The following is a 22311-nucleotide window of genomic DNA, read 5'->3' as shown; positions in this document are numbered from 1 at the left end:
GTTTCCTCTCCGGCGCCTGCGGGGTGAGCTGTCGGGTTCGGACGGGAGATGTCCGGCCGCGCACACGCGGCTGCACCCCGAGCCGTTCCGGATTCCGGACCGGCGAATTCGTGGGTCCCCCGCTCCTGCCGTCGGGTGAAAGGGAGGTGTTTCGGGCGGCGGCAGGATTAGGCGTTCCGCTCGAATGGGGGTGACCGTAGGCCAGTAATGCGACGGATAACAAGGGGAGTGAATCGCTGGGGCGGGGTAAAGGATCTCTGTATTCGGCTAATTCAAGATCGACCGCGCTCGGGCATCGCCGAACTTCCGTGCACCGCACGGCTTGCGGAAGTGCCGGGACGTGGTGATCTCCGGGAAAAGTGAACCGCGTCACCCGGCGAGTAATGTCCGAATATGCGATGTAATTCCGATGGTGAATGAATGGGTGGAAATTTACCGCCATGGGGTGTTCGGTCGTGTCGAGGGTCGTGGGGCTGGCTCGCGCTAAGCGGTACCACTGTGTCCGTGGCGACAAAAGTCGCAAACAAGACATTCTTCTTGAAAGATGGAGGTACCCGACCCAGGAGCCACCCGGATGCCGACCACCGTCTCCCCGCTCAGCCCGGACACCCTCGACCGCGAGGCGGCCGCTCTCTTCGAGAGCGCCACCTGGCAGCGGATCGTCACGGACTGGACCCCCGCCCCGCCGACCCTCGCCCCACCGGTCCCGGTCCGGCCGACCCTCGCCCCACAGGTCCCGGTCCGGCCGGCCCCCGCCGGACCGGACCCCGCGCCGCAGCGACAGCCCGAGCGCGCTGACTGGCGGGCCCTCCTGACCGTGCCCGTGGACCAGCTCGTGACCGAGGCGCTCGACGCGCTCCCGCCGCCGGCCCCGGCCGAGCGCACGCTTCCCGGCCGGATCGGAGCCGTACTCCCGGACCGTCTGCACGCCTGGCGCCGGATCGGCCGTCCCGAGCTGCGCCCCTCGGTCCACCTCGGCTACGCGCGGCTGGTGCTCACGGAGTGGGGCTGGCAGAACGCCCCGTACAAACTGCGCGACGCGCGGGGAGCGCGCTGCGTCTGCGGCGCCCTCCTCGCGGCCCACCGCCTCGGCTACGGCGGCGCGGACACCATGAACGAGGCGGCCGCCTGGATCATGACCGAGCTCCGGTCGCGAGGATGGCGCGAACTGATCGGCCCGTGGAACCGGGCTCCCGGCCGCACGGCGGCCGAGGCGGTGGGCCTCCTCGACGCGACGATCCGCCGCGCCGCGCACGCCGGCCGGTGACCCGCCGGGCCGGTGACACCGTCGGCCGGTGACCCGCCGGCACCGGCCGACGTGCAAGGGGTCAGCCGGTGACGCTCGGGGACCCGGTCTCGATGTGGCCGGTGTACCGGCGCGACCAGGTCCCGTCGATGTCGGCGAGGATCGTGAAGTCGTACCAGCCGCCGTTGTAGGCCACCGCGTTGAAGAACTCCTCACGGCTGGAGTTCGCCGGGACCGTGTACGTCCACGGGCCGTCCGTGCGGTAGGCGTTCGAGCGGATCGTGAAGGTCACCGGGCCCGCCGAGGTGTTGGTCATCCGGAACCACAGCGCCGTCCGGCCCGTGCCCGCCTCGGGCGCGTACCGGGCCGCGACCTCCACGGCCTTGCCCGCCTTGGACGCGTCGCCGATGAAGCGCCGCAGGAAGCGGTTGGGGCCCATCATCGAGATGTCGTACTTCCCGGATCCCGACCCGAGCCCGATGTTGAAGTAGTCGGAGGCGGTGGCGCCCGGGTCGACCGTGTACTGCCAGGCCGCCGTGTCGCGGTGCTGGTGCGGGTGGATCGAGAAGTGCGCCGCCTGCCTGGCCTCCGGCCCCTGGTTCGTCATCGAGAACCAGGCCAGGATCTTGCCGGCCGCCCCGAACTCGAACCGGTCGAGGTTGCCGTTCACCTGGTACGGCAGGGCGCGCGCCGGGCGGGTGCCGGACTCCTGCGCCGGCTGGGCGTTGTTCTGGGGCGCGGGGTTCGGCAGCGGGCCGCAGGTGGCCTGCCCGATGACCTTCGCCGTGGACGGGAGGCCCGCGGGCACTCCGTACACCGGGTGGGCGAAGTCGAAGACGCTCGTCAGATCGCCCGTCACCCGGCGCCGCCAGGCGCTGATGTTCGGGCAGGCGGCCGGAGTGCCGAGGGCCGCCGTCCAGGTCTCCATGAAGCGGAGCACCGAGGTGTGGTCGAAGACCTCGGAGCTCACCCAGCCACCCCGGGTCCACGGGGACATGACGATCATGGGCACGCGGAAGCCCAGGCCGATCGGCGCGCCGTCGAGGTACTCGCCCGGCGTCCCCGGCGGGGCGACCGGCGGCGGCACGTGGTCGAAGAAGCCGTCGTTCTCGTCGTAGTTGAGGAACAGGACCGTCGAGTCGAAGACCTCGGCGTCGGCGGACAGCGCGCGGTAGACGAGGTCGACGAAGTGCGCCCCGTCGGCGGGCGGCGCGTACGGGTGCTCGGAGAACGCCTCGCTCGCCACCACCCACGACACCTGCGGCAGCGTGCCCGCCACCACGTCGGCGCGGATGGCCGCGGCGATGTCGTCCGGAGTCGAACCGGTGACCTTGGGGACCGAGCCCATGCCCCGGTCGTACAGCGGGTCGCCGGGGCGCGCGTCGGTGAACTTCTTGAAGTACGCCAGGCCGTTGTCGCCGTAGTTGTCCTGCGCGTTCTGGTAGACCTTCCAGCTCACCCCGGCGCGCTGGAGCGCCTCGGCGTACGTCTCCCAGGTCAGCCCCGATTCGTCGCCGCCGTCCTTGCTGGAGCCGTCGATCTTCCCGCTCCACAGGAACGTCCGGTTCGGGCCGGTGGCGCTGAGCGCCGAGCAGAAGTACGCGTCGCAGACCGTGTAGTGGTCGGCGAGGGCGTGATGGAAGGGGATGTCCTCGCGGTCGAGGTGGCCGAGCGTCCGGGTGTTGCCCACGCCCGTGACCCAGTTGTCCATACGGCCCTTGTTCCAGGCGGCGTGCTGCGAGGTCCAGCTGTGCGGCAGGTCGCCGTTGCACTGCGCGAGGGTCTCGCCGTCGACGCCGCCGGCGGGTGGGGTGTCGCTGAGTTTCCACGGGTACTGGCGTCCGCCCCAGTTGGGCTGGTTGAACACGCCCCAGCCGCCGGGCAGGTTCCCCGCGGCTCGGTCGCCGAAGCCCCGGACCCCGCGCAGCGTGCCGAAGTAGTGGTCGAAGCTGCGGTTCTCCTGCATGAGGATCACCACGTGCCGGACGTCGGTGAGCGTGCCGGTCGCGGTACGCGCTGCGGCCGACGCCGGGACGGTCGGCAGCGCCGCCCCGGCGACGAGCCCCGCGCCGATCCCGACGAATCCCCTGCGGCTGATGGGAAGCATGCCCCGCCTCTCCTGTCACGGTGTGCCCGGGCGGCACGTCGGGAGCCATGATGGGGGAGGGATGTCCAAAGGTATACGCCCGTGCAGTAATTCCTGGGTGAACAGCCAGGAGACAGGGGAAACCGGCGTGAGGATTGGTCCGACCTCATACCAATAAGAGGTGAGGTCGGCCGAGCTTCCGGCGAGCGCGCGTGTGCCGCGGGTGCGGGCGAGCCGTCAGACGGTGAGGACCTTCACCCCGGCCTCGGTGAGTTGCGCCGTGGCCTCCGCGGAGATGCCCGTGTCGGTGACGAGGAGGTCGATCCGGTCCAGGCCGCAGATGCGGGCGAACGCCCGGCGGCCCATCTTGGAGGAGTCGGTCACGACGACGACCCGGCTCGACCGCTCGGCGAAGAGCCGGCTGATGCTCGCCTCGTCCTCCTGATGGGCCATCACGCCCAGCTCCGGGTCGACTCCGTCGACCCCGAGGATCACCACGTCGAGCACGACCTCGTTGAGGACGCCGACGGTCAGCGGGCCGACCAGCTCGTACGTCTGCGGGCGCGCCACCCCGCCGGTCGTGACGATCTTGATCTGCGGGCGCACCGCGAGCTCGCCCGCGATGTTGAGCGCGTTCGTGACCACGGTCAGCGTGGGCCCGGCCGCGACCGCCCCGGGGGTATCCGCCCGGCCGCCGGCGAATCGCAGTGCGAGCGCCCGCGCGACCTCCGTCGTCGTGGTGCCCCCGTTGAGCCCGACGACCTCCCCGGGCGCGACCAGATCGGCCGTCGCCGCGGCGATCCGCTGCTTCTCGGAGGCGTGCCGTGCCGACTTGTAACGGAGCGGCAGCTCGTACGACACGCCGTGCGCGACTGCCCCGCCCCGCGTCCGTACGAGCAGCTGCTGCTCGGCGAGTTCGTCGAGGTCCCGGCGGATCGTGGCGGCGGAGACCGCCAGCGCGGTCGCCGCCTCCTCCACCTCGACCTTCCCCGAGGCCGCGAGGAGCTCCAGGAGTGTGTTCCACCGCTCGTGCTTGGACATGGGTCCATCCCCTCCCGTTCGTGCGCGCGTCCGATTCTAGCCGCCGACGCGCGTCAAGCCTGGCAGCGCCATGCGCACATCTGCTTGAATGAGTCCACCTTCACGCATCTTCAAGCATTCATCGCGCACTCTTCTTGCAAGGAGTCCTGCATGACCACCTCTCGCACCGCCGTGGAGATCGCCTCCCAGCCGGCCACCTGGCGCCAGGCGGCCCGGACCCTGCCCCAGCACGCCGCCGCCCTGCCCCGCCGGGGCGAGCGCGTCGCCGTGATCGGCTGCGGCACCTCCTGGTTCATGGCCCTCGCCTACGCCGAGCTGCGCGAGGCCGGCGGTCACGGTGAGACCGACGCCTTCGCGGCCTCGGAGTTCCCCTACGGCCGCCGCTACGACCGTGTCGTGGCCATCACCCGCTCCGGCACCACCAGCGAGGTCCTGGCCGTCCTCTCCCGCCTGCGCGGCGAGGTGCCCACGGGCGCGCTCACCGCCGACCCCACGACCCCGGTGATGGACCTCGCCGACGAGGTCGCCGTCCTGGACTTCGCCGACGAGGAGTCGGTCGTGCAGACCCGCTTCGCGACCACGGCGCTCGCCCTGTTCCGCGCGCACCTGGAGTCCGAGGACGCCCTGCCCGCCGGCGTCCGGTCTCTCGCGGACGCCGCCGAGGACGCCGAGCGCGCCGTCGCCGTGCCGCTCGACGAAGCGGTCCGCACCGCCGAGCAGTTCACCTTCCTCGGCACCGGCTGGACCTACGGCCTCGCCCTGGAGGCCGGGCTGAAGATGCGGGAGGCGGCCGGGGCGTGGACGGAGGCGTACCCGGCGATGGAGTACCGACACGGCCCGATCAGCATCACCGGCCCGGGCCGCGTCGCCTGGGGCTTCGGCTCCCTCCCGGTGGGCCTCGCGGACGAGGTGCGCAAGGTCGGCGGCACGGTCGTCGAGAGCGACCTCGACCCGCTCGCCGACCTGATCCGGGCCCAGCGCCTCGCGGTCGCGGTGGCCGAGGCGCAGGGCCTCGACCCCGACACCCCCCGGAACCTGACCCGTTCCGTGGTCCTGGCCGACCACCATGCCTGACCGCCCCGCACCCGACGACTCCGAGGAAGCAGGATCATGCCGCTGACGCCCACCGATGAGATCGTCCGCCGGGCTCGCGCGGCCGGTACGGGCGTGGGGGCGTTCAACGTCCTCCAGCTCGAACACGCGCAGGCCATCGTCGCCGGCGCGGAGGCCGCCGACCGCCCGGTCGTCCTCCAGATCAGCGAGAACACGGTTCGCTACCACGGCGCTCTGGAGCCGGTCGCCCTCGCGTCCCTGGCCGTCGCCCGGGCCGCGAAGGTGCCCGTCGCGGTCCACCTCGACCACGCCGAGAACCCCGACCTCGTACGCGAGGCCGTCGCGCTCGGCCTCGGCTCGGTGATGTTCGACGCCGCCAAGCTGCCGTACGCGGAGAACGTGGCAGCGACCCGCGAGGTCGTCGAGCACTGTCACCGCCACGGCGTCTGGGTGGAGGCCGAGCTCGGCGAGATCGGCGGTAAGGGCGGTGCCCACACCCCCGGCGTACGCACCGATCCCGGCGAGGCCCACGCCTTCGTGACCGCCACCGGCGTCGACGCGCTAGCCGTCGCGGTCGGCAGCTCCCACCAGATGCTGACCCGGGACGCGGTCCTCGACTTCGCGCTGATCGCCCGACTCCGGGCGGCGGTCGACACCCCGCTCGTCCTGCACGGCTCCTCGGGCGTCTCGGACGCGGACCTCGCGGCGGCCGTCGAGGCGGGCATGACGAAGGTGAACGTCTCCACCCACCTCAACAAGGCCTTCACACGGGCGATCCGTACCCACCTGGCCGAGCATCCCACCGCCTTCGACCCCCGCCACTATCTGACCCCGGCCCGTACGGCGGTCGCCCAGGAGGTCTCGCACCTCCTGACGGTCCTGTCCCCGGCCTGACGAACGGCGAAGCCCCCTGCCCGCCGCGGATCGCCGGGGGCAGGGGACTTCGGTACGGCGCGAGCCGTCACCTACTCACAGGCCACGCCGTCGCCGTCACGGTCGAGGTGGCGGCCGTAGCCCGGATCGCCCACGTGGATGGGATCGGCGCCGGCGGCGCGGACCGCCGTGCAGTTCCGGTAGTAGACGCTGCCGCCACCGCCGGAACCTGAGGACGAGTCCCCGCTGCCGTCCTCGGTCGGTGTGGGAGCCGGGGTACGGGTGGGCGCGCGCGTGGGCGTCGGTGTCGGCCTCGGTGTGGGCCTCACGGTCGTCGGGGTCGGAGTCGGCTTGTGGAGCACCGCGTTGGGCGAAGCGGGGCACGGGACGTCCGGTGCCGTCAGGTACACCACGGGCACCGCCGACAGGATCGGCTCACCGGGGGAAGGCCGCTGGAAGCAGACGAGCCAGGTGTCGTACGCGGTCGGGAGCTCGACGTCCTTGTACGCGGCGTACGCGCGGCCCAGGTGCTCGGTGAGGAGCGGCTCGGCGACCACCTCGTAGGTCCCGCCGACGAGCAGGGGCATCTTCGCCTGCGCGGTCTTCGAGGGGGAAGGCGAGGGCGACGCGGGCGCCGAGGAGGTGGCCGTCCCCGTGACGGTGGGCCGGGGTGCGGCCTTCGCGTCGTCCGCCGGCTCCTCCGGAGAATCGACGACCAGGGCGATCAGGAACCAGAGCGCCGCGAGGACGGTCGCGACGATCTTCCTCGACCGGCTCCAGCGGGTGAGCCACACCAGGGCTATGCCGGCGGGCGGGAAGAGGACCAGGGCCGTGATGACGAGCGCCGGATGCTGCCACCACCGTCGTACGGGCGGGGGGAACCGGGGCGGATACGGCGGCTGGCCGTACGGCTGGCCGTAGCCGGGCGGTGGCGGTTGCGTCATCGGAACTCTCCACGGGAGCGGTGAACTGAGCGGCGCTCAACCTACACAGGATGTTCACCTCTTCACCGCTCGTTCTGCGAATCGGCCCGCGACCACTCCCAGCGGAAGGGGGTGCGGCCGGTGGCGTCCGGGACGGATTCCATGCGTCAGGATGGAGGCATGACCGAGATTCGCACCCCCCGCCTCATCCTCCGACGCTGGACCGACGACGACCTCGTCCCCCTGGCCGAGATCAACGCCGACGCCGAGGTCATGCGCTGGATCGGCGACGGATCAGTGCGGGATCTGGACGAGACCGCCGAGGACATCGAGCGGTACGAGGAGGCGTGGGACGACGAGGGGTTCGGGCTCTTCGCCGTGGAGCTCATCGCCTCCGGCGAACTCATCGGCTTCGCCGGGCTCTCCGTGCCGGAGGAACTGCCGGAGCTGCTGTCCGAGGTGGAGCTCAGCTGGCGCCTGGGCCGGCCCTTCTGGGGGCAGGGGTACGCCTCCGAGGCCGCCCACGCGGTCCTGGAGTTCGCGCTCCAGGACCGGGGGCTGGACCGGGTCGTCGCCGTCACCCACATCAGCAACTCGGGCGCCGAGAACATCATGGGCAAGCTCGGCATGACCGCCGAGCGCGAGACGAACCACCCGGTCCACGACGTTCCGCTGCGCGTCTACGCCATCGACCTCACCGAGTACGAGGCCTGATCCGGCCCTCGGTCGAGGACCGCTCAGTACCGCTCGGGCAGATCCCGCTCCGCGGGCATCTCTGTCAGGTCATCGGCCGCGGGCGAGGCGGCGGCCGACGAGGTGGCGTCCGACGAGGTGGCGTCGGGCGAGGCGGCGGCGCGGGAGGACGGGGCGGCCGCCGCCGGCTTCTTGCCGCAGAACGCCGCCTCCAGCGTCCCGCCGAGCGCCGTGTTGGCGGCGCCGTGGTTCGAGGTGTTCGCCACCGCCGAGAGGCTGCGCCGGCCGTCCCGCGTCGAGAAGGCGTACGTGTAGAAGCCCTGCACCGTCCCCGTGTGGCCGAAGACCTGCGTACCGCACGAGAGGTTGTAGCGGCGCAGCCCGAGCCCGTAGAAACGGGTGTTGGCGGTGTCCGTCGGAGTGACCGTCGTCATCGCCTCCAGCATGGCCGGCGACAGCAGCCTGCCGCGCATGAGCGCGCTGGTGAAGGTGTTCAGGTCACCGGGGCTGGAGATGACCGCCCCCGCGGACTGCGCCCAGGACACGGTCTGCTCCGTCGAGTCCACGAGCGGGGCGCCCGCCTCGTCGGGGTGCAGATAGCCGCGCACGTGCAGCCCCTTGATCCGGGTGTCGGGGTGGACGTACGAGGTCTTGCGCAGCTTCAGCGGCTTGAAGATACGGCGCTCGTACGCATCGGCCACCGGCCGGCCCGTGGCCTTCTCGATCAGCATGCCGACCACCACGAAGTTGGTGTTCGAGTACTTGTACGCGACCCCCGGCTCCGTGGTCCGGGGCAGGGCCAGGGAGAGGTCGACGAGCTCCTGGTAGCCGAACACCTTGTTCCGCACCGCCTCGAAGCCGGGCACGGTGCTGTTGAACATGTCGTCCGTGTAGTCGGCGAGACCGCTGCGATGGGTGAGCAGGTGCCGGACGGTGACACGGTCGTCGGGGAGCAGCCCGGGCAGGTACGTGTTGACGGACGCGTCGAGCTCCAGCTTCCCCTCCTCCACCAGCTGGAGGAGCACGACGGTCGAGAACGTCTTGCTGACGCTGCCGATCCGGAAACGGGCCTGGACGTCCATGGCCGCACCCGAGACGCGGTCACGCACGCCCACGGTCCGGCTCCTGACCCCGTCGGGACCGCTGTACCGGGCCATGGCGCCGGGCGCGCCGTTGGCCATCGCCGCGTCGAGGGCGGCGGTCACGCCCTCCATGTCGGGAGTGGGAGCGGGGGCGGGCGTGGGAGCCGTGGTGGTGGCCGCGGGGACGGCCGGGGCGGCGAACGCGCTCGTGGCCGGGGCGACGCCCGCGGCGAGCGCGGCGATCAGGGTGGCGCTCACGGCCAGGCGGCGACGGTGGGACGGCAGGGGCACGGTGGTTCCTCGACTTCTTCCGGTTCGATCCGGATCGTTCGGCGCGGCGACGATGGCCGCGGGGCCGGGAACGCGCGACCGTGACGGTGCGACCCCCCGTACCCATGGATCATGAGTGCCAACGCCCGAGAAGGGTTCCTGACACGGGGGACGAGTTCCGGAAGGTGTGGTTCCGAGGGTGGCGACACGGGGAGTCGTAGGCGCCGCGTACCCTCGTTGACGTGCCCAGTTCCCGCCTGCATCGCGTCGCCGTCCTCGTCCTCGAAGGCGCGAAGCCGCTCGACGTCGGCATCCCGGCGCAGGTGTTCACGACCCGCGCGAGCATGCCGTACGAGGTCCGCGTCTGCGGCGCGGCGCCCGGTCCCGTCGCGGGCGGGGACGGCCTGTCGTACCACGTCGCCCACGGCCTCGACGCCCTCGCCTGGGCCGACATCGTCTTCGTCCCCGGCTACCGGTTTCCCGACCGCGAGGACCCGCCGCGGGCCGTCGTCGACGCGCTGATCGCCGCCCACGCGCGGGGCGCCCGGCTGGCCGCCATCTCGACCGGAGCGTTCGCGCTCGCCGCCACCGGCCTCCTCGACGGCAAGCGCGCCACCACGCACTGGCACTACGCGCGAGCACTCGCGGCGAAACGCCCGCTCGTCCAGGTCGACGAGAACGTCCTCTTCGTCGACGAGGGAAGCGTCCTGACCTCGGCCGGCGCGGCCTCCGGCATCGACCTGTGTCTGCACATCCTGCGCGGCGACCTCGGCGTGGCCGCCTCGAACCACGCGGCCCGACGGCTCGTCGCGGCCCCGTACCGCAGCGGCGGCCAGGCCCAGTACGTCCCGCGCAGCGTGCCCGAGGCCCTCGGCGAACGGTTCGCCGCCACCCGTGAGTGGGCGCTGCACCGGCTCGGCGAACCCCTCACCCTGGAGATCCTCGCCCGGCACGCGGCGGTGTCGGCGCGCACGCTCTCCCGCCGGTTCGTCGAGGACACCGGGTACACGCCCATGCAGTGGGTGATGCGCGCCCGTATCGACATGGCCCGCGAGCTGCTCGAACGATCGGGGCGGAGCGTCGAGCAGATCGCCGCCGACGTCGGCCTCGGCACCGGAGCGAATCTGCGGCTGCACTTCCAGCACATCCTCGGCACCACACCGAGCGATTACCGACGGACGTTCGCCCAGGGGGAGTAGGCCCCGGAGTAGGCCCCCTTCCCCGCGCGGCGCGCGACCGGCACGTCCGCCGACCTGCCCACCAGCACGTCCCCGCACGTCCCCCCGCACGTCCCTGGCCCGTCCTGGCGCGATCCTTGCGGACCGTGGCGATCACGCCGCTGTCACGGGTGGATTTCGTGCGCGAGTCTGAAGCGCAACGGAACGGAACGGAAGGGACACCGCTCATGACTCGCATCGCGATCAACGGATTCGGCCGCATCGGACGGAACGTGCTGCGCGCACTCCTGGAGCGCGACAGCGACCTCGAGGTCGTCGCCGTCAACGACCTCACCGAGCCCGCCGCCCTCGCGCGGCTGCTCGCCTACGACACGACGTCCGGTCGCCTCGGCCGCCCCGTGACCGTCGAGGGCAACGTCCTCGTCGTCGACGGCCGCCGCATCCAGGTCCTGGCCGAGCGCGAGCCCGCGCAGCTGCCCTGGGCCGAGCTGGGCGTCGACATCGTGCTCGAGTCGACCGGCCGCTTCACCTCGGCCAAGGCCGCCCGCGCCCACCTCGACGCCGGTGCGAAGAAGGTCCTCGTCAGCGCGCCCGCCGACGGCGCCGACGTCACGCTCGCGTACGGCGTCAACACCGACGCGTACGACCACGAGCTGCACACGATCGTCTCGAACGCCTCGTGCACGACCAACGCGCTCGCCCCGCTGGCCTCGGTCCTCGACGACCTCGCCGGCATCGAGCACGGCTTCATGACGACGGTCCACGCCTACACGCAGGAGCAGAACCTCCTGGACGGCCCGCACCGCGACGCCCGCCGCGCCCGCGCCGCCGCCGTGAACATCGTGCCGACGACGACCGGCGCCGCCAAGGCCATCGGCCACGTGCTGCCGAACCTCGACGGCAAGCTGTCGGGCGACTCGATCCGCGTCCCGGTCCCCGTCGGCTCCATCGTCGAGCTCAACACCACCGTCTCCCGCGACGTGACCCTCGAGGACGTCCTGGCCGCGTACCGCACCGCGGCCGAGGGCCCGCTCGCCGGCGTCCTGGAGTACTCGGAGGACCCGCTGGTCTCCTCCGACATCACGGGCAACCCCCACTCGTCGATCTTCGACTCGGCCCTCACCCGCGTCGAAGGCCGCCACATCAAGGTCGTCGCCTGGTACGACAACGAGTGGGGCTTCTCGAACCGTGTGATCGACACGCTCGGACTCCTCGCGGGCCACTGACCGCACCACCCCGCCTCGCAGGCCGCACACCTGCGAGGCCTCCCCGAGAGCGCTCCGGCCCGGCCGTCCCCATGCGACGGCCGGCCGGAGCGCTCCGCTGTTCCGGCTCGGGCTCCTTGGGCAGGTGCCCAATCCCGCCGGGACAGCACTGGGCTCCTGCCGGGAGACAGCCGTGCCGGCGACCCCGACCATGGGCACTGGCCGCGATTGCGAGGACGCGCAACGCGCCGTACCCATGAAGGAGTTCCCATGTCAGGGAGATTGAGCCGGGCGCTCGGCAGCGCCCTCCTCGCCGTCGTGCTGGCGGCCGTCGCCACGCCCGGCACCGCCGGCGCCGCCGAGGCGCCGACGGGCACCGTCGCGTCGCTCGGCACCGACTACGGCCAGACCGGCCCGTACGAGGTGAACGTCGACATCGGCGTCGTGCACACCTTCTACCACCCGCGGAACATGGGGCAGTCGGGCGAGAAGCACCCGGTGGTCATCTGGGGCAACGGTACCGGCGCCGTGCCGGGCGTCTACAGCTCGCTGCTGCGCCACTGGGCGAGCCAGGGCTTCATCGTCGCCGCCGCCAACACCCCCGCCTCGAACTTCGCGATCACCATGCGCTCCGGGATCGATGTGCTGGAGCGCTGGAACGCGGACAGCGACAGCCCGTTCCACGGGAAGGTCGACCTGGAACACATCGGCTCCGCGGGGCACTCGCAGGGCGGCGCCGCGGCGATCAACGCCGCGATCGACCCGCGCGTCGACACCGCCGTCCCCATCCAGCCGGGCCCCATCGCCGACCCCGACCTGATGGGCGAACCCGTCTTCTACCTTGCCGGGCAGCGGGACCTGACGGTGTGGCCGGCCCTCGTGAAGGCGTTCTACCGGGACTCCTCCCACGTCCCCGCCGTCTACGGCGAGGTCCGCGGCGCCGGGCACCTCAGCTCCATCGGCGACGGCGGCGAGTTCCGCGCCCCGACCACGGCCTGGCTGCGCTTCTGGCTCATGGGCGACGAGCAGGCCCGGGGCCTGTTCTTCGGCCCCGGCTGCGGCTACTGCGTGGACGACGACCTCTGGTCCGGCTGGGAGCGGAACACCAAGGCGCTCCAGATTCCCGGGCCCACGTCCTGACACCCTGCCGCCGGTGACCGTCCACCGGCGGTGAGCCCCGCCCCCTCGCGGGGGCGGGGCCCACCGGTGCCTGGCGGGCGGTCCGGCCGCGACGCGACCTGAGCGTCCGCCGGGGATCAGGCGATGTCGAACCGGTCCAGGTTCATCACCTTGTCCCACGCCGACACGAAGTCGGTCACGAACTTCTCCTTCGCGTCGTCGCTCGCGTAGACCTCGGCCAGCGCGCGCAGCTCGCTGTTGGAGCCGAAGACCAGGTCGGCGCGGGTACCCGTCCACTTGACGGCGCCCGTGGCGGCGTCGCGGCCCTCGAAGACGGTCGCGTCCTCGGACGTCGCCTTCCAGACCGTGCCCATGTCGAGCAGGTTGACGAAGAAGTCGTTCGTCAGGGAGCCCGGGGCGGTCGTCAGGACGCCGTGCTTCGACTGCTGGTGGTTCGCGCCCAGCACCCGGAGGCCGCCGACGAGGACCGTGAGCTCGGGAGCGCTCAGGGTCAGCAGGTTCGCCCGGTCGACGAGCAGGAACTCGGCCGGCAGGCGGTTGCCCTTGCCGAGGTAGTTGCGGAAGCCGTCGGCCACCGGCTCGAGCGGGGCGAAGGACTCCACGTCGGTCTGGTCCTGCGCGGCGTCCACCCGGCCCGCCCGGAAGGGCACCTCGACCGCGACACCGGCGTCCTTCGCGGCCTGCTCGACGCCCGCGGCGCCGGCCAGCACGATCAGGTCGGCGAGCGAGATCCGCTTGCCGCCGCTCTGCGCGCCGTTGAACGTCTCCCGGATGCCCTCCAGGGTGCGGAGCACCGTCGCGAGCTGGTCGGGGTCGTTGACCTCCCAGCCGCTCTGCGGCTGGAGACGGACGCGCGCGCCGTTGGCCCCGCCGCGCTTGTCGCTGCCGCGGAAGGAGGAGGCCGACGCCCAGGCGGTGGAGACCAGCTGGGAGACGGTGAGGTCGGAGGCGAGGACGCTGCTCTTGAGGGCGGCGACGTCCGCGGCGTCCACGAGCTCGTGGTCGAGCGCGGGCAGCGGGTCCTGCCAGAGCAGGGTCTCGGAGGGGACCTCAGGGCCGAGGTAGCGGGCCACGGGGCCCATGTCACGGTGGGTGAGCTTGTACCAGGCGCGGGCGAAGGCGTCCGCGAACTGCTCGGGGTTCTCGTAGAAGCGCCGCGAGATCTGCTCGTACGCCGGGTCGAAGCGCAGCGACAGGTCGGTGGTGAGCATCGTCGGCAGGTGCTTCTTCGACGCGTCGTGCGCGTCGGGGATGATCGCCTCGGCGTTCTTCGCCACCCACTGGTGAGCACCGGCCGGGCTCTTGGAGAGCTCGTACTCGTACTCGAAGAGGTGCTTGAAGAAGTCGTGGCCCCACCGCGCGGGAGTGGTGGTCCAGGTGACTTCGAGACCACTGGTGATCGCGTCGGCGCCCTTGCCGCTGCCGTACGAGTTGGCCCAGCCGAAGCCCTGCGCCTCAAGGGGCGCGGCCTCGGGGTCGGCGCCGACGTTGTCCGCGGGGCCGGCGCCGTGGGTCTTGCCGAAGGTGTGGCCACCGGCGATGAGGGCGACGGTCTCCTCGTCGTTCATCGCCATGCGGCGGAACGTCTCGCGGATGTCGCGGGCCGCGGCGACCGGGTCCGGGTTGCCGTTGGGGCCCTCGGGGTTGACGTAGATGAGGCCCATCTGGACCGCGCCGAGCGGGTTCTCCAGCTCGCGTTCACCGGTGTAGCGCTCGTCGCCGAGCCAGGTGGTCTCGGGACCCCAGTAGACGTCCTCGTCGGCCTCCCACACGTCTGCGCGGCCGCCGGCGAAGCCGAAGGTCTCGAAGCCCATCGTCTCCAGGGCGACGTTGCCGGTGAGGATCATCAGGTCGGCCCAGGAGATGTTCTGGCCGTACTTCTTCTTGACCGGCCACAGCAGGCGGCGGGCCTTGTCCAGGTTGCCGTTGTCCGGCCAGCTGTTGAGCGGCGCGAAGCGCTGCTGCCCCGCACCGGCGCCACCGCGGCCGTCGCTGATGCGGTACGTGCCGGCGCTGTGCCAGGCCATCCGGATCATGAGAGGACCGTAGTGGCCGAAGTCGGCGGGCCACCAGTCCTGCGAGGTGGTGAGCACCTCGGCGATGTCCCGCTTCACGGCGGCGAGGTCGAGGGCGTTGAACGCCTCGGCGTAGTCGAACTCCGCGCCGAGCGGGTTCCCCACGACGGGGTTCGTGGCGAGGATCTTCAGGTTGAGCCGGTTCGGCCACCACTGGCTGTTGCCGCCGCCCTGGGTCGGGTGCGCGGCGCGGGTGTGCACGACCGGGCAGCCACCACCCTCCGCCTTGGCGTCTCCGACGATTGCTTCATGGTTCTCAGACATGCGGAATCCTTCCGGACCTGGCGGGTCACAGTGCGCAGGAAGTGTGACGACACACGCGGGATGGTCCGTCACGTCGTCTCCCGCCGTGTTGGAGGCTTCCTGTCCCTTGGCCATCAACGGAACTGATCCTACGATGGACCTAGTCCAAGTCAAGAACCCCGCCAAACCCTGTCCGACGGCCGGCGCGCCGAAGAGGTGAGTAGACATGAGTGACCTGCTCGAGCGACTGCGAGCGCGAGGCTGGCGGATGACGTCCCAGCGGCGGGTCGTCGCGGAGGTCCTGGCCGGCGACCACGTGCATCTCACCGCGGACGAGGTGCACGCGCGGGCCGTGGCCCGGCTCCCGGAGATCGCCCGGGCGACCGTCTACAACACCCTGGGCGAGCTGGTCGCCCTCGGGGAGGTGGTGGAGCTCTCCACGGACGGGCGGGCGAAGCGCTACGACCCGAACGCGCACCGCCCGCACCAGCACCTCGTCTGCTCGGACTGCGGCCTCATCCGTGACGTCCACCCGACGGGGGACCCGCTGACGGTCCTCCCGCCCGCGGAGCGGTTCGGCTTCACGGTGTCGAAGGCGGACGTGACGTACCGCGGGCTCTGCCCGGCCTGCGCCTGAGCGGGCGCCCGGAAACGAGAGGAGCCCCTCCACCGGTGACCGGTGGAGGGGCTCCTCCGCGCGCCGCGATCGGTCACCGCGCCGGGCGATGACCGACGGCGCGGTTGACTGACCGCGCGGTGACTGACCGCGCGGTGACTACTTCAGGACCGCGAGGGCCTCGTCGTAGCCGGGCTCCTCGGCGATCTCGCCGACGAGCTGCGCGTGCAGGACGGTGTCGTTCTCGTCGAGGACGACGACGGCGCGCGCGGTCAGACCGGCCAGCGGGCCGTCCGCGATCTCCACGCCGTAGTTGGTGTGGAACTCACGGCCGCGGAGCGTCGAGAGGCTCTTGACGTTCTCAAGACCCTCGGCGCCGCAGAAGCGGGCCTGGGCGAAGGGCAGGTCGGCGGAGATGCAGAGCACCACGGTGTTCTCCAGCTCGCCGGCCTTCTTGTTGAAGGCGCGGACGGAGGAGGCGCACGTCGGGGTGTCGACGCTCGGGAAGATGTTGAGGACCTTGCGCAGACCGGCGAAGTCCTGCAGCGACTTGTCCGCGAGCCCCTCGGCGACGAGGGTGAAGTCGGGAGCCTGGCTGCCGGGGACCGGCAGGGCGCCGTTGACCTGGACGGGGCTGCCCTTCAGCGTGACCTGGGCCATGGGAGATCTCCTTCGGACGGTGTGAGTGGCAACGCGGGAAATCGTACGGCGTGCGGACCTGCGCGAACGACACGGGCCGTCACTGTGAGCCAGATCGGCGTTCCCGTCCTGATCGTCGTGCTGATGAAATGGCCCTGGGTCGGCTGCACCGCCTGATCACAGCCGCCACCCGGACCGACCCTTCGAGGAGCACCGCATGACCGGCCCCCGTGACGCCGCCGCGCCCGACACCACTCCCGCGCCTGACGCCGTTCCCCCGTCTCCGGTGAAGGGGCGCACGGACCTCGACAGGGTGAGAGCCTGGTGGAAGACGCTCGGCGGGGACGGGTTCGTCGTGCTTCCGCCGCCGAACCGGAGCCGCTACACCCAGTCCGACGGGCACGAGGACGCGGCCGAGCTGCTCGCCGTGCGCGGGCTCGCCGACGGCACCTCCTTCGCGTACTGGCACTGGCAGGCGCACCAGGCCTTCGACCGCTCCGGCGCGCTGACGGGCGAGCTGATGCTGTACTGGGGCGGTGCCCACGCGGCCGTCGCCGCCGGTCTCGGGGACGGCCCGGCCGGCTTCCGCGTCGTCGACGGAGGTCCGCAGGGCGCCTTCCGGCTGGACCGGGTGACACTCCGGGACGATGCGGGACTACCCGACCCGGCGGACCAGACCGGGGTGCGCCAGTTCCTCGCCGCGCTCGACGAACCGGTCGACCGCTCCCGACTGCCCTACCGCTACCGGCCGTTGACCGCCGCCGAGGCCGCCTGGCTGCACGACCGACTGCGCGACCCGCTGGATCCGGCCACCGCCGCCCGCTTCGTGACCTCCCTGGAGCACCGGGACGCCCTCACGGACGACGAGACGCTCCGGGTGCTCGACGCGTGGCAGGAGGGGTACGCCGGCCGGCTCGCCGACTGGGACGCCTGGCGCCCGGCGCTCCACGCGCTGCTCCGCCACGACCGCGAAGAGGCCTGGGACGTCGTCGCCTCCGTCGGCCCCCGGGCGGCCGCCGTCCTCGGACATGTGCCGTCCGAGCGGGGCCTCGCCGTCCTGAGCCGCCTCGCACGCGACGGCGACCGCACGACGGTCGACGCCTGGCTGACGGCGCACCGCTCGCTCCGCGAACGCACGACGAGCTCCGCGCCCACCGTGACCGGCGGCGCCACCTCGTACACCGGCGTGACCGGGAACGGCGTGCTGACCACGACGTCGAGGGACGGCTTGAGCTCGCCGCCGAGCGCCGACCAGATGTCCGCCAGCGACCGCGACTCCGCCGGCGGCACCGCGACGGAGAGCGGAAGGGGCGCGGCGATCGCCCGAACCGACTCCGGCACCGGCGTCCCCGCTCAACACCTCATGGGGGAGCAGCAGCGCCAGCGCGCCCGAGAGCAACCGGTGTTCGTCCTCCGGCCGGGCCGTCCACGCGGTCACCAGGTACGAGAGCCTGAACCACCGGGGCGGTTGGCGCCTGCGCGTCACGACCCCGTGGGCGTCCCGCTCGGCGTAGGCACCGCGCTCCCGCCGGGCCACGTCCTCCCGGATGTCGTACAAATAGGCGTTCAACGTGGGGGAGTTACGGCGCGCCGTCCAGTCCCGGGTCGGCGCGTCGAAGGCGATGTCGCCCGTGACGGCGGGCGCGAGCAGCCGACGCAGCGCCTCATCGATCTCATGGATCATCAGATGTAGCCTTCGCGGAGCGCGTATGCGACGGCATGCGCGCGGTTGGTGAGCTGGAGACGCGTCATCAGCGCGTGCAGGATGTTCTTGACGGTGCGCTCGGAGTACGCGAGCTTCTCGCTGATCTGCCGGGTGTCCAGGCCCTCGGCGAGCAGCCGCAGGACGTCCACCTCGCGCGGCGCCATCCCGAAGAGCGGCACCGCCCCGCCGGTGTTCGACCCCGCCGTGGTCGCCCTCTGCAGCCGGCCTACCTGGTTCAGCAGTCGGCTGACCAGGTCCGGCGGCAGCTCGCCCTCGCCGCGGGCCGCGCTGTGCACGGCGCTCAGCAGCCGCTGCTCGGTGGCCTGGTGCCGCCAGATGATGGCGCGCACCCCGTACTCGACCACCGTGAGCAGGTCGGGCTCGCGCAGCTCCCGCGCGACGAGGACGATGCGCTGGTCCCTGCCGCGCAGCAGCCGCCGCAGCTCGGCCGTGGTGGGTTCGTCGATCCGGTGGGCGAGCATCACCGCCACCGCCGGGGAGTCCCGGCTCCCGTCGTCCTGCTCGGGGACGAAGTCGACGGTCGGCTGGTGCCGCGGGTGGCTGATGAGCCCGGCCCTGCTGAGCGGATCGGATGCGTGGACGGTCACTGTCACCCGCGAGTTGAGCACTCCGGCTACCAGCCCTTTCCCACTCGCCGCGACGGTCCGGGCGTGGTCGTGCGCCCGGGCTCGGCGACTAAATCGGGCATGCGGGTGTCTCGCGGCCGCTGGTCGGCGCGCATGGTGGGGCCCCCTGTGTTCTGCTGGTCGGCGGCCGACTCCTCGGCCACCGTGGTCCCTCCCAGCTTCCTCAGCGGTGCTCACGTCGCGCTAGCGTTCCGCTGCCGTTCATCCGACCCCCCCGTCCCGGGGCCTCCCCTCCGCCGTGTGGCTCGCGTCACGCTCACACCGCGGCCTTCACGATCAACCGGCCGCGACGCCGAACCACTTCGCCAGGTGGCCGAGCAGGTCCTTCTGGTCGTCGCCGACCCAGGCCACGTGGCCGTCCGGCCGGAGCAGCACGGCGGGTACGTCGAGTTCCTCCGCGGCGTCGACGACATGGTCGACCCGGTCGCCCCAACCCTCCACCGAGAGCCGGCCGGTCCGGTCGAGCAGCAGCCCGCGACCGGCGTGCATCAGCGCGTACAGACGGCCCTGCTTCAGCTCCAGGTCCCGCAGACGGCGGCCGAGCAGTTCGTGGCCCTCGCCGAAGTCGTAGCGGACACCGATCGCGGTGATCGACTCGGTCAGGTACCGGTTGACCTCCTCGAAGTCCAGGAGCTTCGAGAACAGTTCCCGCAGCGCCTTCGGGCCGGGGGCGTCCTCCAGGAGCACGCCCTGCGCGAGGGTGCTGGTCAGGACGCGCTCGCCCTCCGGGTGCCGTTCGTCGTGATACGTGTCCAACAGCCCTTCCGGTGCCCAGCCGTTGACCTCGGCGGCCAGCTTCCAGCCGAGGTTGAACGCGTCCTGCACACCGAGGTTGAGGCCCTGCCCACCGGTCGGCGGGTGGATGTGGGCCGCGTCGCCGGCGAGGAGCACCCGGCCGACCCGGTAGCGCTCCGCCAGGCGGCTGGCGTCGCCGAACCGGGAGAGCCAGTGCGGTGAGTGCGCGCCGAAGTCGGTGCCGGCGACCTCCCGGAGCCGCTGCGTGAACTCCTCCATGGTCGGAGTGGCCGGGCGGTCCTCGCTCACGTCCGCGGCGGGCACGATGACGCGGTACGTACCGTCCGGGTTGGGGATGGTGCCGAAGCGGACGTTGGTCTCGCGGATCTCCGCCGTCACCACGGCCACCGTCGCGGGGTCCTCGGCGAGCTCCATCTCGCCGAGCAGCGTCTCGTGCTGGGCCGGTTCGCCGGGGAATCCGACGCCGAGCAGCTTGCGCACCGTGCTGCGGCCGCCGTCGCAGCCGACGAGATAGCGGGCCCGCAGCGTGGTCCCGTCGGCGAGTTCGGCGGTCACGCCGTCCTCGTCCTGGCCGAGCCCGACCAGTTCGCAGTCCCGCCGGATCTCGACGCCGAGCTCGACGGCGTGCTCGGCCAGCAGCCGTTCGGTCACGGTCTGGGGGAGCAGGAGACCGTACGGATGCGCGGTGTCGGCCTGCTCCGGCCACGGTTTGACGATAGCGGAGAACAGGGAGCCGACGGAGAACGACTCGCCGGCCGCGCGGAACCGGTCGAGCAGACCGCGCTGGTCCATCACCTCGACGCTGCGCACGTGTATGCCGCGCGCACGCTGCTGCCGGGTCGGCTCGGTCAACTTCTCCAGCACGACGGCCCGTACACCGTGCAGCCGCAGTTCGGCGGCCAGCATCAGTCCGGTCGGTCCGCCGCCGGCGATGATTACGTCGTGCATCATGAATGTCCATTTCCGCAGGTCGTGGCTTAGGCCGCTGATTCTGCGTCATACCCGTGGCCTTGTCGCAAGTCCCCCCGTGCGCTATATCTTGACCATGGCAAGGAGCGGGAGAACCTCCTTGCCTTCGTCATGTGCGGCAACTGGTCAGACGGCGGACGGTACTTCGCCCGGCCACACGTAGCGCACACCGGTGAGCCGCTCCGAGAGAGCCCACAGCCGGTCCGCCGTGGCGGAGTCCCGGATGGCGCGTTCGCGGCCGCGGAGGACGGGCTCGCCCCGGAGTTGGAGCGGTCCGTCGGGCACGACGTAACTCCCGCCCGGCAGTTCGGGCACGGTCGAGGCGTACAGCGAGGTCTTGGCCCCGTCGGCGGTGGGGCGGAACGCGACGCGCAGGAGCAGCCCCGTGAGGAACCCGTACGCCCGCCCCCGTGCCCCGTTGGCCCCGCCGGTGAGGACGTTGGAGCGGGTGAGTCCGGGGGCGACCGCCATGCTGCGCAGCCGCTGCCCCACGGCGTCGGCCCTGCGCTGGAGCTCCATCGCGAAGTAGAGGTTGGCTCGCTTGGACTGCACGTAGGCGAATGCGGCCCGGTAGCGGCGCTCGGCGTTGAGGTTGGTCATGTCGAAGCGGGCGAACCGCTGTCCCTCGCTGCTGACGGTGACGACGCGTGGTGCGGGGGCGGCCAGCAGGTGGGGCAGGAGGAGGCCGGTGAGGGCGAAGGTGCCGAGATGGTTGACGCCGAACTGCGACTCGAAGCCGTCGGTGGTTCGGGAGAACGGGACCATGGCGATCCCGGCGTTGTTGACCAGGAGGTCGAGGCGGTCGTGGTCCCAGCCCTCGGCGAAGCCGCGTACGGACGCCAGGTCGGCGAGGTCGAGGAGCCGCAGTTCGGCGCGCGCGCCGGGCACCTCGCCGCGCAGCCGCTCCAGCGCGTCCCGGCCGCGCTCAGGGCTGCGGCAGGCCAGGACGACATGGGCGCCGCCGACGGCGAGCCGACGGGCGGTGGCGTATCCGATGCCGCTGTTGGCGCCGGTGACGACGGCCAGGCGTCCCGTCTGGTCGGGGATGGCGTCCGGCGACCAGTCCGCGTTCCGTGACGGTCGGGCTGCTGCCCGGGAGTCGTGGTTCAAAGGAGCCTCGATTCATGAAAGGGCCGACGCTATTGCAACTAGAAGTTGCGATACGCTGATCCTGTCGCAGTCACCACCGTCAACGCAACATCAACGCAACTAGGAGTTGCAATGGAGCCCGTCGGGTCGCCCTCGGGACGCACTCCCACCCCCGGGAGGGGCAGCAGGATGCGCGCCGCCGTACGGGAGGCGGTCATCGAGGAACTGGCGGCGACCGGCTACGCCGCACTGACCGTCGAGCGAGTCGCCCAGCGGGCCGGCGTGCACAAGACGACGATCTACCGGAACTGGAAGGACACCGCCGGCCTCGTCGCCGAATCGCTGGCCGAGCACTTCGCCGGAGAGATCCCGATCCCCGACACCGGGACGGTGGAGGGCGACCTGCGCGCGCTGGCCCGCTCCCTCGCCGCCGCCATGACCACACCGGCAGGGAACGCCCTCCTGGCCGCCGTCCTCTCGGACGCCGTGCGCGTGCCGCAGCTCGCCGAGGTCAAGCGGGCCCTCTTCGACGATCGGTTCCGCCGTGCGGAGCCCGTCGTCACCCGAGCCGTCGAGCGGAGTGAGCTGCCCGCGGACACCGACCCGGCCGAACTCCTCAAGAACCTCGCCGCGCCCCTCTACTTCCGGCTCGTGTTCACCGGCGAACCGGTCGACGCGGCGGCCGCGGACCGCGCCGTGCACGGGGCCCTCGCCGCCGCACGCACTCCCGCCCCGCCGGCGGACTGATGTCGCGTCACGGGCGTTGTCAGTGCCATGGGCAA

The 22311-nt window shown here is 71.9% G+C and carries 18 protein-coding genes, 1 pseudogene and 1 riboswitch; of the genes and pseudogenes, 9 read left to right on the top strand and 10 right to left on the bottom strand.

Features of this window, described 5'->3' with window-relative positions; translation table 11 throughout:
• Position 1 precedes the first annotated feature (1 nt).
• Positions 2-174: riboswitch (cyclic di-AMP (ydaO/yuaA leader) on the bottom strand.
• A 400-nt stretch (positions 175-574) separates the two neighbouring features.
• Positions 575-1267, top strand: a complete 693-nt coding sequence (locus tag ACWFR1_RS23920) for a DUF6197 family protein (protein WP_453554307.1) — start codon at positions 575-577, stop codon at positions 1265-1267.
• A 61-nt stretch (positions 1268-1328) separates the two neighbouring features.
• Here ACWFR1_RS23920 and ACWFR1_RS23915 read toward each other — a convergent pair whose 3' ends face one another.
• Both ACWFR1_RS23915 and ACWFR1_RS23910 read right to left on the bottom strand, forming a co-directional pair.
• A complete protein-coding gene (locus ACWFR1_RS23915; protein ID WP_453554305.1) occupies positions 1329-3353 on the bottom strand; it encodes a phosphocholine-specific phospholipase C in 2025 nt (674 codons plus the stop codon).
• A 216-nt stretch (positions 3354-3569) separates the two neighbouring features.
• Complete coding sequence (locus tag ACWFR1_RS23910; protein ID WP_453554303.1) at positions 3570-4373, bottom strand: DeoR/GlpR family DNA-binding transcription regulator; 804 nt, start codon at positions 4371-4373, stop codon at positions 3570-3572.
• 150 nt (positions 4374-4523) lie between these two features.
• Here ACWFR1_RS23910 and ACWFR1_RS23905 point away from each other — a divergent pair, with 150 nt between their 5' ends.
• Positions 4524-5447, top strand: coding sequence for an SIS domain-containing protein (locus ACWFR1_RS23905; RefSeq protein ID WP_453554301.1), 924 nt, complete (start codon positions 4524-4526; stop codon positions 5445-5447).
• 36 nt (positions 5448-5483) lie between these two features.
• Positions 5484-6320 carry a class II fructose-bisphosphate aldolase gene (locus tag ACWFR1_RS23900; RefSeq protein ID WP_453554299.1) on the top strand — a complete coding sequence of 279 codons (837 nt, stop codon included), beginning with the start codon at positions 5484-5486 and terminating at the stop codon, positions 6318-6320.
• Between the two features lie 71 nt (positions 6321-6391).
• Here ACWFR1_RS23900 and ACWFR1_RS23895 read toward each other — a convergent pair whose 3' ends face one another.
• Positions 6392-7243, bottom strand: a complete 852-nt coding sequence (locus ACWFR1_RS23895; RefSeq protein ID WP_453554297.1) for an excalibur calcium-binding domain-containing protein — start codon at positions 7241-7243, stop codon at positions 6392-6394.
• Between the two features lie 159 nt (positions 7244-7402).
• Between ACWFR1_RS23895 and ACWFR1_RS23890 the strand changes: the two genes are divergently transcribed.
• Positions 7403-7936: a GNAT family N-acetyltransferase gene (locus ACWFR1_RS23890; protein WP_453554295.1), complete on the top strand. Its 534-nt coding sequence runs from the start codon at positions 7403-7405 to the stop codon at positions 7934-7936.
• 23 nt (positions 7937-7959) lie between these two features.
• Here ACWFR1_RS23890 and ACWFR1_RS23885 read toward each other — a convergent pair whose 3' ends face one another.
• A complete protein-coding gene (locus tag ACWFR1_RS23885) occupies positions 7960-9288 on the bottom strand; it encodes a serine hydrolase domain-containing protein (RefSeq protein WP_453554293.1) in 1329 nt (442 codons plus the stop codon).
• A 221-nt stretch (positions 9289-9509) separates the two neighbouring features.
• On the opposite strand from ACWFR1_RS23885, the gene ACWFR1_RS23880 reads away from it, so the two are divergent.
• From ACWFR1_RS23880 to ACWFR1_RS23870, 3 genes are all read left to right on the top strand, one after another.
• A complete protein-coding gene (locus ACWFR1_RS23880; protein ID WP_453554291.1) occupies positions 9510-10466 on the top strand; it encodes a GlxA family transcriptional regulator in 957 nt (318 codons plus the stop codon).
• Positions 10467-10672: 206 nt separating this feature from the next.
• Positions 10673-11671 carry a type I glyceraldehyde-3-phosphate dehydrogenase gene (gene gap, locus ACWFR1_RS23875; RefSeq protein WP_453554289.1) on the top strand — a complete coding sequence of 333 codons (999 nt, stop codon included), beginning with the start codon at positions 10673-10675 and terminating at the stop codon, positions 11669-11671.
• Between the two features lie 249 nt (positions 11672-11920).
• A complete protein-coding gene (locus tag ACWFR1_RS23870; protein ID WP_453554287.1) occupies positions 11921-12790 on the top strand; it encodes a poly(ethylene terephthalate) hydrolase family protein in 870 nt (289 codons plus the stop codon).
• A 116-nt stretch (positions 12791-12906) separates the two neighbouring features.
• On the opposite strand, the gene katG is transcribed toward ACWFR1_RS23870, so the two are convergent.
• Positions 12907-15129, bottom strand: a complete 2223-nt coding sequence (gene katG / locus ACWFR1_RS23865) for a catalase/peroxidase HPI (RefSeq protein ID WP_453554285.1) — start codon at positions 15127-15129, stop codon at positions 12907-12909.
• A gap of 205 nt (positions 15130-15334) precedes the next feature.
• On the opposite strand from katG, the gene ACWFR1_RS23860 reads away from it, so the two are divergent.
• On the top strand, positions 15335-15745 hold the full coding sequence (locus ACWFR1_RS23860) for a Fur family transcriptional regulator (protein WP_453554283.1): 411 nt from the start codon (positions 15335-15337) through the stop codon (positions 15743-15745).
• A gap of 138 nt (positions 15746-15883) precedes the next feature.
• Here ACWFR1_RS23860 and tpx read toward each other — a convergent pair whose 3' ends face one another.
• The 5 genes and pseudogenes from tpx to ACWFR1_RS23835 form a co-directional block, all read right to left on the bottom strand.
• Positions 15884-16384 carry a thiol peroxidase gene (gene tpx / locus ACWFR1_RS23855; RefSeq protein ID WP_453554281.1) on the bottom strand — a complete coding sequence of 167 codons (501 nt, stop codon included), beginning with the start codon at positions 16382-16384 and terminating at the stop codon, positions 15884-15886.
• A gap of 1110 nt (positions 16385-17494) precedes the next feature.
• Positions 17495-18047: pseudogene (locus ACWFR1_RS23850) on the bottom strand (DUF4255 domain-containing protein); the annotation flags it as partial.
• Entirely contained in the window at positions 18047-18676 is a 630-nt protein-coding gene (locus ACWFR1_RS23845; RefSeq protein WP_453554280.1) for a response regulator transcription factor, read from the bottom strand. The pseudogene ACWFR1_RS23850 and the gene ACWFR1_RS23845, both read right to left, overlap by 1 nt.
• Positions 18677-18991: 315 nt before the next feature.
• Positions 18992-20419, bottom strand: a complete 1428-nt coding sequence (gene rox, locus ACWFR1_RS23840) for a rifampin monooxygenase (RefSeq protein ID WP_453554358.1) — start codon at positions 20417-20419, stop codon at positions 18992-18994.
• A 147-nt stretch (positions 20420-20566) separates the two neighbouring features.
• A complete protein-coding gene (locus ACWFR1_RS23835; RefSeq protein ID WP_453554278.1) occupies positions 20567-21550 on the bottom strand; it encodes an oxidoreductase in 984 nt (327 codons plus the stop codon).
• 168 nt (positions 21551-21718) lie between these two features.
• Between ACWFR1_RS23835 and ACWFR1_RS23830 the strand changes: the two genes are divergently transcribed.
• Positions 21719-22276 carry a TetR/AcrR family transcriptional regulator gene (locus tag ACWFR1_RS23830; protein WP_453554276.1) on the top strand — a complete coding sequence of 186 codons (558 nt, stop codon included), beginning with the start codon at positions 21719-21721 and terminating at the stop codon, positions 22274-22276.
• The last annotated feature ends 35 nt before the right edge of the window (positions 22277-22311 follow it).

This window comes from Streptomyces sp. NPDC055103 (genome assembly GCF_053607625.1).
The sequence above is the reverse complement of the archived record's forward strand: the minus strand, read 5'-3'. Positions and strand labels throughout refer to the sequence as shown.